Below are 12,659 nucleotides of genomic sequence, written 5' to 3'. Positions count from 1 at the left end.
CTACGGGTTCAGGTGCACGATCGCCATCAGGAAGGCGCCGTACCAGGCGCTGACCAGTGCTCCGGCGGGCAGCAGGATCGCCAGCGCGCGGTTCGGCAGCTTCGCGAGCAGCAACGCGAGCGGGACCGTGAGCACAAACGCGGGCAGCAGGTACCGGGCCCGGGTCTGGAAGAAGTTGGACGAGCAGAGCGCGATGAGCACCGTGATCGTGCCGTAGATCTGCCACGGCAGGGGCATCCGGGTGCACCAGGTCCACAGCTGGAGGGCGACCGCACCCAGCACGATGAGCGCGGTGACGGTGATCCAGCTCGATGCGTTGGAGGTCAAGCCTTCCCGGGCTTGGATCCACGTGAAACTTCCGAAGTCCAAGCTCATGTGCCAGGCGTTCTGGAGCCAGAACCACCCGTCGACCCGGTCGGTCCGGACCGCGACGTAGGCCAGGTAGCCGAGCAATCCCAGCGGTGCCAGCAGTCCGCAGGCCAGCGGACGCCAGCCGTCCTCGCGGCGGAACAGGGCGACGATCGCCGCGATGCCGACGGCGGCGATCAGTGCTCCGCCGCCCGCGCGGGTGAGCCCGGTGAAGATCGTCAGCACGCCCACCAGCAGCCACTGGCGCCGAGCCAGCGCAACCAGGGTCCACGCGACCAGCGCCACCAGCAGCGACTCGGAGTAGGCCATGTGCAGCACCGGCCCGCCCGGCCCGATCGACCAGAGCACCGCCAGCAGGATTCCCACGCGTGGGCCCGCGAAATCGCGGCCCAGGACGAACAGGCCCCAGGCCGCGGCGCACCCGGCCAGGAACGTCACGGTCAGTGCCGCGGGCAGCGTCGGAATCCCGACCAGGCCCAGCATCGCGGTCAGGGCCGGGTACAGCGGGAAGAACGCCAGGCTGTTCTCCGCCGGCGTCCCATCCGGGCCCGGCGTGATCGGCTGGCTGTAGCCGTGCTCGGCCACGGCCTGGAACCAGCTGCCGTCGAACGCGCCGACGAAACGGCCGGGCGAGACCCCCGCCTTCCAGCTCAGCAGCCACAGCACACCGAAGGCGAGCAATTGGAAAAGCACGTACAGACCGATGGCGGGCAGGGCCGGCCGGACAACGGCGGCGATCGTGGGGCGCTCGACGGTGACGTCGGGGGTGGACGGCTGCACGCGCGCCGGACTCCTGAACTGCTCGGGTGAAAGCGGACGAAACTCCGTGCGATCGTACCCGGACAGCGCATAACCCGAGGCCAGAACACCTGCATGGGCCTTTCGCGCATTCCGGCATATTTCGGGGACCGGCCACCGCGACCGGAGCAGGGCGCTACCCTTGTCGGGGTAGTCGGGCGAGCAGACGGGGGTGGTCGCGCTGGTGGAGCAGCCACCTGCTGTGCAGAAGAAGACCCGCATCGTCTTCATCGACATCGGCCGTGGCCTCGGCGCCCTGCTCGTGTTCTACAGCCACATCGCGCACCCCTGGGTGATCGCCAAGGGTGAGAACGCACCGTACGTCAGCTTCATCGAGGCGCTGACCAGCGACCCGATGCACATGTCGAAGCAGGGCATCGGCCAGATCGCGGTGCCGTTCTTCTTCCTCGTCAGCGGTTTCGTCGTGACGCCGATCGCCCTGCGCCAGGGCCAGGCGCGGTTCGCCTTGAACCGGTTCATCCGCGTGTACGCGCCCATGCTGTTCGTGGTGCTGCTGACCGCGCTGCTGCTGGTGGTGAACCTGCACCCGCCGTCCACCGGCCAGTCGCAGGAGCTGACCCCGCTCACCATCCTGACCAACACCACGTTGATCAACTACCTCATCTACCCGCAGATCGTGCTGGTGCCGGTGGCGTGGACGATGATCGTCGAGGTCATCTTCTACCTGCTGCTGATGGCCATGCTGCCGCTGCTGCGCCGGTGGGTGTGGCTGGCGATCGCGGTGGAGCTGACGTTCATCTTCGTGGTGATGATGAGCCGCTCACAGCTCGGCCCGTCGTACTCGCTGTTCGGGGTGAACGTCTCCTACCTGCCGGTGATGGTGATCGGCCAGATCATCTGGGCCACCACGTCGAAGAAGATCCCGCTGTGGACCGGCGCGCTGTACGGCGCCGTCGCGTGGTCGCTGTACGTGCTGGCGGACATCATCAACGTCGGGCGGATCGACGACTCGTACAACCTCTCGATGGCCTTCGCCGTGCTCTGCTTCCTGATGGGCATGTTCGCCGAGCCGAAGCTGAAGCAGCGGAAGTTCTGGACGCTGGTCTCGGAGCGCAGCTACTCGATCTACCTGCTGCACATGCTCGTTTCGTTCGTGCTGCTGCAGTTGCTGCGGCCGCTGATGCCGCTGCCGCTCGCGCTGCTGATCGTGATCCCGGCGGTGTTCGGCGTGGTCGAGCTGAGCTACCGGTTCGTCGAGCGGCCGAGCCACACGCTGGCGCGCAAGCTCTCGCACCGGTCGAAGCCCGCGCCGATCAAGGTGAGCGGTGAGATCACCATCGAGATCCCGCGCGTGGACGAGCGCCCGCTCGCGCCGGCCCGGCGGCCCGTGTCACCGCCGCCGCGGCCCGATGGCTCGGCGACCGACGGCTCGGTCCAGGGCAGTCTGCTGGACGCCCCGGGCACCGGAAGCCGTCCGGCCCCGAAGCCCAGGCCGCAGCCGCGCAACGACGAGCAGCACACGGCGATCATCAAGCCGGTGACCGTGCCGCGGCCGCCTCGGGAAACCCGGGAGCCGCGGGAACCTCGTGAGCAGGAGCAGGACCGCATCGCGGAACCGCGCGTCCGGCGTCCCGCGCCACGACGCCGCTCCTCAGCCCCGCTTGAGCTGCAGCACCACTCTGACCAGGAAGATCACGGCCAGCGCGGCGACCACGACGATCTCCCACGCCATGGGAGCTCCTTCCGCCGAACGCCTCGGTGAGTAACCGATGCTCTGCCGTTAAGGCGTCCGAAGGTGGGATGGCGTTCACTGACACGGCGTAACTCACACCTTCGGGCTAGTGCCCGCCCGGTGTGACCAAGCCCGATTCGTACGCCAGCACGACCAATTGGGCCCGGTCCCGCGCGCCGATCTTCGTCATGATCCGGCTGACGTGGGTGCGCGCGGTCGCGGTGGAGATCACCAGGTGAGCGGCGATTTCGTCGTTCGAAAGGCCGCCCGCGACCAGCGCCAGCACCTCGCGTTCGCGGTCGGTCACCTCGCGCACGGCGGACGGGTCGACGCGCCGGTGCTCCGGCCGGCCGACGAATTCGGCGATCAGCCGGCGCGTGACGGTCGGCGCCAGCAGCGCCTCGCCCGCGGCGACCACCTGCAACGCGCGCAGCAGCTCGACCGGCTCGGTGTCCTTCAGCAGGAACCCGCTGGCGCCGGAGCGCAGGGCCTCGTAGACGTACTCGTCGACGTCGAAAGTGGTCAGCACCAGCACTTTCACCTCGGCCAGCTCCGGGTCGGCGGTGATCCGGCGGGTGGCGGCGAGGCCGTCGGTGCCGGGCATCCGCACGTCCATCACCACGACGTCGGGCCGGTGCTCGGCGGCGAGCGCGACGGCCTGCTCGCCGTCGCCGGCCTCGCCGACCACCTCGAACCCGTCCTCGGTCTCCAGCAGCACCCGGAACCCGGCCCGGACCAGGGCCTGGTCGTCGGCCAGCAGCACGCGGATCGTCATCCGTCCCCCTCGACGGGCAGCTCGGCCCGCACCTCGAACCCGTCGCCGGTGATCCCGGCCTCCACCTGTCCGCCGAGCGCCGCCGCGCGCTCACGCATCCCGCGCAGCCCGTGGCCGGGCGTCGGCTCCACGGTGCCACGGCCGTCGTCCCGGACGGTCAGCGCCAGCGCGCCGGGCCGCCGCTCCAGGCGGACGTCCACGCGCCGGGCGCTCTCGGCGTGCCGGACGACGTTGGTCAGGGACTCCTGCAGGATCCGGTACGCGGCGCCGTCGACCGGCGCGGGCAGCTCACCGGCCTCGCCGTGCAGCTCGACCTGCAGGCCCGCGGCGCGCGCGTGGTCCAGCAGCTCGTCGATCTGCGCGAGGCTGGGCGCGGGCGCCTTGTCCTCCCCCGAGCGCAGCACGGCCAGCGTCGCCCGCAGGTCGTTGAGCGCCGAAGCGCTGGCGGCCTTGATGTTGAGCAGCGCCTCTTTCGCCTGCTCCGGACGCCGATCCGCGACGTGCGCGGCGACGCCGGCCTGCACGTTGATCATCGCCAGGCTGTGCGCGACGACGTCGTGCACCTCGCGCGCGATCCGCAGCCGCTCCTGCTCGGCCATCCGGTGCCGGTGCTCGTCGGCCTGCGCGCGCCGCGCCGTGATCGCCGCGAACTGGTACCGCACGGCCGTGCCGACGCCGATCACCGCGGCCGACCACAGCACCGCGACCCCGGCACCGGCGTTGATGGCGAACGACCGCGTGGTGACCACATACGCGACGTACGCGGCGAACAGCACGGCCGCCGCGGTGATCCCGGCGGTCATCGGCCCGCGCTTGCGCGTGAGCATGAACAACGCCACCGCCGGCACCAGGAGCACCGGCCCGCCGGGCTCGCCCACCGCGTAGTACACGTACGACGACGCGGCGGTGGCCACGAAGATGGCCAACGGGAATTCGTGCACCAGCAGCAAAGTCAGCACCGTCGCGGCCAGCCAGGCCACGCCGGGCGGGCCCAGCGGATGGGCGTCCGGCCGCCAGTGGCTGGCGGCGCTGGTGGCGCCCAGCACGATGACGAGCACCACCACGGTCCGGAACACCCGTCCGAACCACGGGTTCCGTCCCCGCCACCGGTCCTGCCGCATGCTGCAGAAAGCTACCGGTCCCGGGCGCCGGGCGCGTCCGTCCGGAGGCGGCTTCCGGGGAGCCGTCGTACGCGGTACTTCAGTCGAAGAACAGCGGGAGCTTCGCCGCGGTCTCCTCGTCGGCCGGGGTGTAGCTCGACATGGTGATCTCCGAGCGGCGGCCGAGGTAGAGGTAGGTGAAGTTGAACTTCAGCAGGCCGGCCTCGGGGTGCAGGTACCGCTTGGTGCGGATGGGGTCCGGGTTCACGTCGTGCTGGTCCCACAGCCGGGCGAACAGCGGCGACTCCACCTTCAGCCGTTTGACCAGGCACTTCCACGAGCTGTCGGCCACGTGCTCGGCCATCGCGGCGCGGAATGACGCGATCACCCGCGGCACGTTCGTCTCCCAGTCGAGCATCCGCTCGCGCCACACCGGGTTGAGCAGGCACTGGACCAGCGTGTTGCGGTCCTCGAACGGGATCTCGTCGACCTCGCCCATCAGCCAGGTGTAGCCGCGGTTGTAGCCCAGCAGGTCGCAGCGCGCGTTGCGCACCACCACCGGGTACGGCTCCAGCTTCGCCATCATCATCCGCATCGACGGGGTGACGGCGTTGCAGTGCTTCTCCGACGGCGGCTCGGGCGCGCCGGCCAGCGTGAACAGGTGCAGGTGCTCGTGCGGGTCGAGGCGCAGCGTGCGGGAGATGGCGGCGAGCACCTGCTCGGACGCGTTGATGTCGCGGCCCTGCTCCAGCCACGTGTACCAGGTGACCCCGACCCCGGCGAGCTGCGCGACCTCCTCGCGGCGCAGGCCCGGCGTCCGCCGCCGGCCGCCGAGGGGCAGCCCGACCTGCTCGGGGGTGATGCGCGCGCGACGGCTGCGCAGGAACGCGCCGAGCTCGTCCCGGCGCAGGCGTTCTTCTACGGCGCTGGTCATGCTCCTAGGTAAACACAGCCTTCAGCCTATTACCAGGTACTCGCACTACCAGGATAAGAGCGCACCTGGTACCAGGTTGAGAACGGTCGGATCGTAGTACTCATGACCGCGACAACCACCGCTCCGGCGACGACCACCGTCGTCGCCGGCGCCCCTGCCAGGCCGGGCCTCACCCCTGCCGGCCTGGTCACCGTGCTGCTGGGGGCAGCACTCCCGATCATCGACTTCTTCATCGTCAATGTCGCCCTGCCGACCATCAACGAAGACCTGCACACGTCGGCCTCCACGCTGGAGCTGGTGGTGGCGGCGTACGGCATCGCGTACGCCGTGCTACTGGTCCTCGGCGGACGGCTGGGCGACACGTTCGGCCGGCGCCGGCTCTTCCTGCTCGGCCTCACGCTGTTCACCATCACGTCTCTGGTCTGCGGCCTCGCGCCGAACGCGACGACGCTGGTGCTCGCCCGCGCCGCGCAGGGAGCGGCTTCGGCGCTGCTGCTGCCGCAGGTCCTGTCGATCATCCAGGCGGGCACGAAGGGCGAACACCGCTCGCGCGCGCTCGGCATGTACGGCGCGACGGGCGGCATCGGCACCGTGGTCGGCCAGCTGGCCGGCGGCGCGCTCGTGGCCGCGGACCTGTGGGGCACCAGCTGGCGGCCGATCTTCCTGGTGAACGTGCCGATCGGCCTGGTCGGGCTGATCATCGCGCGGCGCACGGTGCCGGACAGCCGCGCGGCGAACCCGCTGGGCATCGACCGCTGGGGCACCGCGCTGCTGGCCGTCTCGCTGCTTTCGCTGCTGGTCCCGATCATGGAGGGCCGCTCGCTCGGCTGGCCGTGGTGGACTATCGCGCTGCTGGTGCTGTTCCCCTTCGCCGCCTTCGCGTTCGTACGCGTCGAGACGCGGCTCCAACGGCGCGGCGGGATGCCGTTGCTGCCGCCTTCGCTGGTGAAGACGTCGACGGTGCGCCACGGGCTGATGGTCGCGGTGCCGTTCTTCTGCGGCTTCGGCTCGTTCATGTTCATCTACGCGATGACGCTGCAGGACGGCCTGCACCTCGGCCCGCTCGGCTCCGGGCTGGCGCTGACGCCGATGGCCGTCGCGTACTTCACCACGTCGCTGGTCACCACCCGCCTGGTGACCCGGTTCGGGCAGAAGGTGGTGGCCATCGGCGGCACGCTGCTCACGCTCGGCCTGCTGGCGCTGGCCGGCTCGGCGCTGCTGGCCTGGCCGGACCTGTCGGTCTGGGACCTGGCGCCCGCGATGATCCTGATCGGGATGGGCAACGGCATGGCGATGAGCACGCTGTTTCGCATCGTGCTTTCGCGCGTGCCGACCGATCTGGCGGGCGTCGGCGGCGGCGTGCTGACCACAACGCAGCAGACCTCGCTGGCCTTGGGCGTGGCAGTGTTCGGCAGCCTGTTCGCGGGGCTGAGCACGTCCGGCCCGTTCGGCTTCGAAGGCGCGTTTGTGCTGGTCGTCGGCCTGCTGGCGGTGCTGGCCGTGGTGGTCACGGCGCTGTCGCGCAAGCTGCCCGACCCGCGCTGAAAATTCACCCGGCGGAAAACCCGGCCGCCGGACGACGATGAGGGTGTGACGGAACCTCGGGTGCGACCGGACCCGGCCTTCGCGCTGCTCGGGCTTTACGAGACCGCGCTGCCGGAGGTCTACGGGTACCTGCTCTCGAGGTGCGGCGACCGCACGCTGGCCGAGGAACTGACCTCCGAAACGTTCCTCGGCGCGGTCGCCGCCTGCCGCAAGGAACACGCGCCCGCGGTGAACGTCCCGTGGCTGATCGGCGTGGCCCGGCACAAGCTCGCCGACCACTGGCGGCGCCGGGAGCGCGAGGACCGGGGGCTGCGACTGGTGCACGACTCCGAGCCCGACGTCAGTGATCCGTGGGACGAGCGGCTCGACGCCCTGCGCGCGCGGCAGGTGCTCGAGTCGCTCGCCGTGCCGCACCGGGCCGCGTTGACCCTGCGGTACGTCGACGGCCTGCCGGTCGCGGGCGTCGCCGAGCACCTCGGCCGCACCGTCCACGCCACGGAGGGGCTGCTGACCCGGGCCAAGGCCGCGTTCCGGCGCGGCTACCAGGAGAAGGAGGGTCGCGATGCCTGAGCCGTTCGACGCGCTTCGCCGGCCCTCGGCGCCGGTCGACCCCGATCCGGCGTTCGCCGCGGAACTGCGCGACCGCCTCAGTCGCCTGATCCTGAACGGAGCCGAGATGACCACCACCGAAACCCCTGCCGACGCCCAGGTCCACGCCCTCACGCCGTACCTCATCGTGACCGACGCCCGGGCCGCGCTCAACTTCTACGTCGAGGTCCTCGGCGCGCGCAGGCGGTCCGACCCGATCCTGATGGACGACGGCCGGGTCGGGCACGCCGAGCTGGCCATCGGCGACAGCGTCCTGATGCTGGCCGAGGAGTTCCCGGAATTGGGCAACGTCGTCGCACCCGTCGGCGGGCCGCTGATCCGCGTCGAGGTGGCGGACGCGCGGGAGTCCGCGCGGCTGGCCGTCGAGCGGGGCGCGGAGCTGCTGCGCCCGGTCGAGGACCGCGGCCACGGCCTCGCCGGGTCGATCAAGGACCCGTACGGCCAAGGGTGGCTGCTCAGCCAGGCCGCTCCGGCCGCCCGCGCCGAGGCGCCGCCGGTACACCACGGTGAAGTCGGCTACTTCACCTTCCAGGTCCCGGCCGCCGAGCCCGCGAAGGAGTTCTACGGCGCCGTGCTCGGGTGGCAGTTCTCGCCGGGCCGGGTCGAAGGCGGCTGGGGTGTGCAAGGCGCCGGCCTGATGGGCGGGCTCTGGGGCGGTCCGGGACGCCAGACAGGCTGGAAGGTGATGTACGCCGTGGACGACCTGGCGGCCGCGCTCACCCGCGTGCGCGAGCACGGCGGGACCGCGGGCGAGGCGGAACGGCAGCCGTACGGGTTGAGCGCGGAGTGCGTGGACAACCAGGGCATCGAATTCTGGCTCTGGGAGCAGCCGCGCGAGTGAGATGGGCCTCGCCGCGGGGGGTGTTCCGCGCCGCCGGGGCGCACACTCGGTCCATGGCCGGGCATTGGACGCCACACGACGACGCGGAACTCACGGCCGCTTGGCGGCTGTGGCTGGAACTCGGCACGGGCAGCTGGCCGGGCCTCGACTGGGACGGCACCCCCGCCGACGCGGTGCGCGGCCTGGACCGGTTGTTCACCACCTGCGACGAAATCCTCTCGGCGTACCAGCGCGAAGGCGGCCCGCTCGACTCCGGCGTCGCCGGTCTGGTCCGCTCGATCTTCCTGGCGTCGAACTGGACGCTGGAGCTGTGGCGCGAGGACACCGCGCCGCTGGACGCCGAGCGGGCCGCCCTGCTGCACGCCGACCTGGCGGGCTTCGCCGACCACGTGACCGGAGTCCGGGCCCTGCTCGCCGCCGGCGGCGGATGGGCTTCATTGCAGGAATCGTGAGCAGCGAAGCCGATTCAGCTCGGGCAGCCGGGCCTTGAGCTGCGACGATGCGGCTTGCGAGGGCCGCGTCATCCGTATGTTCAGGAGCACCATTTAGGCGAGTAAGTGTAGTTCGCCGTATTCGCGGTTACAGAAACGGAGTCGACGCCCAGGCCTCGTTCATGGTGCCGTAGGTGGTCACAGTTCCACCCTTGCTCGGATTGAACTCTGCCCCCGACTTGACGGTGAAAAGAGTGTAGCCGCCCGGACGGCTCTGACCTCCCTTGATATCGAAGTGCTGAATGCCGTTGAAGCCCCCGAAGCCGCCGAAGGTCTTGCACTGACCAACGGGCGACTTGGCTCGCTCTTTGCCGTCGATCAAGATGAAGGAGTCGTAACTTCCCTTTGAGCACAGGGTGAGTGCACCACTCGCAGCCGATGCAGTGGGGGCGACAAGCACCGCAGCCGCCGCCATCGCCATCCCGGCCGCACCGACAGTGGCGGCCATTCGCTTGACATTCTTCGTCAGGTACACAGTTTCTCCTTCTCGGGATCGCCTTACCAGCGACGCCATTCTCGGATTCGCAGAGGTCTTTCGCTACACAGCTGACCAGAACAGTGTCCGAGCGACGATCACACAGCATGCAGATTGCCCTAATCAACACGGGAGTCAGCCCCTTCCACTCCAGTCGACCCCGGTGGCGACCCGACCACCCTCGATTCGCCTATTAAGGACGAAGAGGCTCTTACCGAACTCACCACTCACGAAAGAATTACCAGCGCTCGGGACGGGCCAGCTCGGGCTCGTACGGCTGCGTGAGCACTTCCACGCCATTGCCGCCCGGGTCCAGGAAGTAGACGCCGCGGCCACCGTGGTTGTGGTTGATCTCGCCGACCTGCTTACCCATCGGATCGGCGTGGTAGGTCACTCCGGTTTCCTTCAGCCGCGCGAAAAACGCGTCGAAATCGGCTTCCGGGATGAGGAAGCAGTAGTGCTGCAGCCGCAGGTCCTCGGGCGGGGTGGTCGCGAAGTCCAGCCGTACGCCGTTGCCGAGGTGGACGGGGATGAACGGCCCCCATTCTTCACCGACTTCAAGACCCAGCAGGCGGGCCAGGAATTCGGCGGACTCCCGGTTGTCCCGGGACGGCACGATCAGATGATTCAATTCGACGGAAACTGACAAGAGAAATGCCTCCAGCAGGCATCCCGGCACCTCCATGTCTCACCCAGCCGGTGACCGACACGCGATGCCGCCCCGGGATCGTACTCAGCGGCGCCCCGATTTCGCCAGTGACTTCGGCCGCGTCGCCCGCGGGCGGCCGACGCCCTGCCAGGACAGCCCGGCGTCCAGGATCCGTTGCGGGTCAAGGAGATTGCGGGTGTCGACGACGTCGTCGCCTTCCATCGCGTCGGCCATCAGGCCCCAGTCGAGGCTGCGGAACTCGTCCCATTCGGTGAGGACCACGATCACGTCGGCATCCTTCGCGACCTGGTACGGATCGTCCACCACGGTCATCCCGTCGATGGCGGTGTCCACGGCCGGGTCGTACGCCGTCAGCTCCGCGCCGACCGCGCCGAGCACGGACGCGACGGCCAGCGCGGGCGAGTCGCGCAGATCGTTGGTGCCGGCCTTGAACGCCAGGCCCAGCAGGCCGATCCGGGCGCCGGCCAGGCTGCCGCCGCAGGCGCCGGCGATCTTCGCGACGATCCGGTCGCGCTGGGCGATGTTCTCGTCGATGGCCGAGGTGAGCATCCGGAAGTCGTACTTCACCGACTCCGCGACCTTCACCAGCGCGCTGGTGTCCTTCGGCAGGCAGGAGCCGCCCCAGCCGGGGCCGGGCTTGAGGAACGAGCGGCCGATGCGCCGGTCGTAGCCCATGCCCTCGGTGACCAGGTCGATGTCCGCGCCGAGCCGTTCGCACAGCTCGGCGATCGAGTTCACATAGGACAGTTTCAGCGCGAGGAAGCAGTTCGCCGCGTACTTCACCAGCTCGGCGCTCGCCGCGTCGGAGACGACCACGGGCGCGGCGAGGTCGCCGTACAGGTCACCGACCCAGCGCGCGGCGGCGCGGTCGTCGGAGCCGACGACGATCCGGTCCGGGCCGAGGAAGTCGGCCACCGCCGTGCCCTCGCGCAGGAACTCCGGGTTCGACACCACGGGCACGTCCGCGCGGCCCAGCATGGCGCGGATCCGCTTCGAGGTGCCCACCGGCACGGTCGACTTGGTGATCAGCGCGCAGCCGGGCGGCAGCACGTCGCCGATCTCGTTGGTCACCGCCTCCACCGCGCGCAGGTCGGCCGAGCCGCCCGCGCCCATCGGCGTCGGCACACAAAGGAAAACCCCGTCGGCGTCGGCCACCGCGGCGCGGGCGCCGACCACGAACGAAAGCCGTCCGGTGCCGAGGCCCCGCACGACCAGGTCGGCCAGCCCCGGTTCGAGAATGTCCACTCTGCCGGCGGACAGGCGCGCGATCTTCGCCTCGTCCACGTCCACGCAGGTGACGCGATGCCCCAGGCTCGCGAGACATGCCCCCGTGGTCAATCCCACGTACCCCGTCCCCACCACCACGATCCGAGCTGCGCTCATGCTGCCGAAGGTGACAGCCGGAGTTGACTACCGCGCTAACGGAAGTGGGCGCCGCCGAATACTCCGCGCGACAGTGCAGAAGCAGCCCGGGGTGAGGCAGCACACGCGCCCGGCATGCGAACGGCCGTTAACCTGGGCCCGGACGGTGCGCCGGCCGCGCCCGTGAGTCAGGAGAAGGGCAGAAGATGCAGATCACCGACACCGCAGCGCTCGTCACGGGTGGTGCCTCCGGCCTGGGCGGCGCGACCGCCAAGGCCCTCGCCGCGAAGGGCGCGCGGGTGTTCGCGCTGGACCTCGCGGGCTCGATCGAGAAGGCGAAGACCGAGCCGGTCGAGGGCATCACGTATGTCGAGGCCGACGTGACCGACCCCGAGCAGGTCCAGGCCGCGGTGGACACCGCGGCGGGCTCGGGCGTGCCGCTGCGGACCGTGGTCAACTGCGCCGGGATCGGGCCGTCGGCGCGGATCCTGTCGAAGAAGGGCCGCCACGACCTGGCGCTGTACGCGAAGGTCATCCAGATCAACCTGATCGGCACGTTCAACGTGCTGACCATCGGCGCCGAGGCCATCGCCGCGACCGAGCCGCTGGACGACGACGCGCGCGGCGTCATCATCAACACCGCCTCCGTCGCGGCCTTCGACGGCCAGATCGGCCAGGCCGCGTACTCCTCGTCCAAAGGCGGCGTGGTCGGCCTGACCCTCCCGGCGGCGCGCGACCTGTCGACGTCCGGCATCCGCGTGCTGACGATCGCGCCGGGCATCGTCGACACCCCCATGCTGGCGACGGTGAACGACGAGTTCCGCGCGGCGCTGTCCGCGGGCGTGCCCTTCCCGAAGCGCCTCGCCCGCCCGGACGAGTACGCCCAGCTCGCCCTGTCGCTGATCGACCACGACTACCTGAACGGCGAGGTCATCCGCATGGACGGCGCGCTGCGCATGGCCCCGCGCTGACCCCGCCCGCCGAGGGGACCGCGGCA

13 protein-coding genes are annotated in these 12,659 nt (G+C 70.2%); 6 read left to right on the top strand and 7 right to left on the bottom strand.

The features are described from left to right. Complete coding sequence (locus OG371_RS16035) at positions 1–1,149, bottom strand: hypothetical protein (protein ID WP_329069998.1); 1,149 nt, start codon at positions 1,147–1,149, stop codon at positions 1–3. A gap of 190 nt (positions 1,150–1,339) precedes the next feature. Between OG371_RS16035 and OG371_RS16030 the strand changes: the two genes are divergently transcribed. Continuing rightward, on the top strand, positions 1,340–2,890 hold the full coding sequence (locus OG371_RS16030; protein ID WP_329069997.1) for an acyltransferase family protein: 1,551 nt from the start codon (positions 1,340–1,342) through the stop codon (positions 2,888–2,890). Positions 2,891–2,966: 76 nt separating this feature from the next. Here OG371_RS16030 and OG371_RS16025 read toward each other — a convergent pair whose 3' ends face one another. The 3 genes from OG371_RS16025 to OG371_RS16015 form a co-directional block, all read right to left on the bottom strand. Next, positions 2,967–3,635 (bottom strand): response regulator transcription factor, encoded by a 669-nt coding sequence (locus OG371_RS16025; RefSeq protein ID WP_329069995.1) that lies wholly within the window; start codon positions 3,633–3,635, stop codon positions 2,967–2,969. Next, a complete protein-coding gene (locus OG371_RS16020; RefSeq protein ID WP_329069993.1) occupies positions 3,632–4,756 on the bottom strand; it encodes a sensor histidine kinase in 1,125 nt (374 codons plus the stop codon). The genes OG371_RS16025 and OG371_RS16020 overlap by 4 nt, the downstream gene beginning before the upstream one ends. Before the next feature lie 79 nt (positions 4,757–4,835). Next, positions 4,836–5,669, bottom strand: a complete 834-nt coding sequence (locus OG371_RS16015) for a helix-turn-helix transcriptional regulator (RefSeq protein WP_329069991.1) — start codon at positions 5,667–5,669, stop codon at positions 4,836–4,838. Between the two features lie 102 nt (positions 5,670–5,771). Here OG371_RS16015 and OG371_RS16010 point away from each other — a divergent pair, with 102 nt between their 5' ends. The 4 genes from OG371_RS16010 to OG371_RS15995 are packed head-to-tail and all read left to right on the top strand — an operon-like array spanning position 5,772 to position 9,116. Next, positions 5,772–7,214, top strand: coding sequence for an MFS transporter (locus OG371_RS16010; protein WP_329069989.1), 1,443 nt, complete (start codon positions 5,772–5,774; stop codon positions 7,212–7,214). Positions 7,215–7,259: 45 nt separating this feature from the next. Beyond that, positions 7,260–7,784 carry an RNA polymerase sigma factor gene (locus OG371_RS16005; protein ID WP_329069987.1) on the top strand — a complete coding sequence of 175 codons (525 nt, stop codon included), beginning with the start codon at positions 7,260–7,262 and terminating at the stop codon, positions 7,782–7,784. Continuing rightward, positions 7,777–8,664 (top strand): VOC family protein, encoded by an 888-nt coding sequence (locus OG371_RS16000; protein ID WP_329069985.1) that lies wholly within the window; start codon positions 7,777–7,779, stop codon positions 8,662–8,664. The genes OG371_RS16005 and OG371_RS16000 overlap by 8 nt, the downstream gene beginning before the upstream one ends. Positions 8,665–8,717: 53 nt before the next feature. Then, entirely contained in the window at positions 8,718–9,116 is a 399-nt protein-coding gene (locus OG371_RS15995) for a hypothetical protein (protein ID WP_329069984.1), read from the top strand. Between the two features lie 127 nt (positions 9,117–9,243). Here OG371_RS15995 and OG371_RS15990 read toward each other — a convergent pair whose 3' ends face one another. From OG371_RS15990 to OG371_RS15980, 3 genes are all read right to left on the bottom strand, one after another. Then, the gene (locus tag OG371_RS15990; RefSeq protein ID WP_329069982.1) at positions 9,244–9,630 is read right to left on the bottom strand and encodes a hypothetical protein; all 387 of its coding nucleotides are present in this window, start codon (positions 9,628–9,630) and stop codon (positions 9,244–9,246) included. A 238-nt stretch (positions 9,631–9,868) separates the two neighbouring features. Then, entirely contained in the window at positions 9,869–10,315 is a 447-nt protein-coding gene (locus tag OG371_RS15985; protein WP_329069980.1) for a VOC family protein, read from the bottom strand. A gap of 48 nt (positions 10,316–10,363) precedes the next feature. Further along, positions 10,364–11,683, bottom strand: a complete 1,320-nt coding sequence (locus tag OG371_RS15980; protein ID WP_329069978.1) for a UDP-glucose dehydrogenase family protein — start codon at positions 11,681–11,683, stop codon at positions 10,364–10,366. 185 nt (positions 11,684–11,868) lie between these two features. On the opposite strand from OG371_RS15980, the gene OG371_RS15975 reads away from it, so the two are divergent. After that, a complete protein-coding gene (locus OG371_RS15975; RefSeq protein WP_329069976.1) occupies positions 11,869–12,633 on the top strand; it encodes an SDR family NAD(P)-dependent oxidoreductase in 765 nt (254 codons plus the stop codon). Positions 12,634–12,659: the final 26 nt, after the last annotated feature.

Source organism: Amycolatopsis sp. NBC_01480, from assembly GCF_036227205.1.
Taxonomy (GTDB): Bacteria; Actinomycetota; Actinomycetes; order Mycobacteriales; family Pseudonocardiaceae; genus Amycolatopsis.
This window is presented reverse-complemented; position numbering and strand designations above follow the sequence as displayed.

Bases quoted from the DNA above. Each gene is read 5' to 3' on its own strand.
- OG371_RS16025 (WP_329069995.1), bottom strand. From the start codon at position 3,635: ATGACGATCCGCGTGCTGCTGGCCGACGACCAGGCCCTGGTCCGGGCC.
- OG371_RS16020 (WP_329069993.1), bottom strand. From the start codon at position 4,756: ATGCGGCAGGACCGGTGGCGGGGACGGAACCCGTGGTTCGGACGGGTG.
- OG371_RS16015 (WP_329069991.1), bottom strand. From the start codon at position 5,669: ATGACCAGCGCCGTAGAAGAACGCCTGCGCCGGGACGAGCTCGGCGCG.
- OG371_RS16010 (WP_329069989.1), top strand. From the start codon at position 5,772: ATGACCGCGACAACCACCGCTCCGGCGACGACCACCGTCGTCGCCGGC.
- OG371_RS16000 (WP_329069985.1), top strand. From the start codon at position 7,777: ATGCCTGAGCCGTTCGACGCGCTTCGCCGGCCCTCGGCGCCGGTCGAC.
- OG371_RS15995 (WP_329069984.1), top strand. From the start codon at position 8,718: ATGGCCGGGCATTGGACGCCACACGACGACGCGGAACTCACGGCCGCT.
- OG371_RS15985 (WP_329069980.1), bottom strand. From the start codon at position 10,315: ATGGAGGTGCCGGGATGCCTGCTGGAGGCATTTCTCTTGTCAGTTTCC.
- OG371_RS15980 (WP_329069978.1), bottom strand. From the start codon at position 11,683: ATGAGCGCAGCTCGGATCGTGGTGGTGGGGACGGGGTACGTGGGATTG.
- OG371_RS15975 (WP_329069976.1), top strand. From the start codon at position 11,869: ATGCAGATCACCGACACCGCAGCGCTCGTCACGGGTGGTGCCTCCGGC.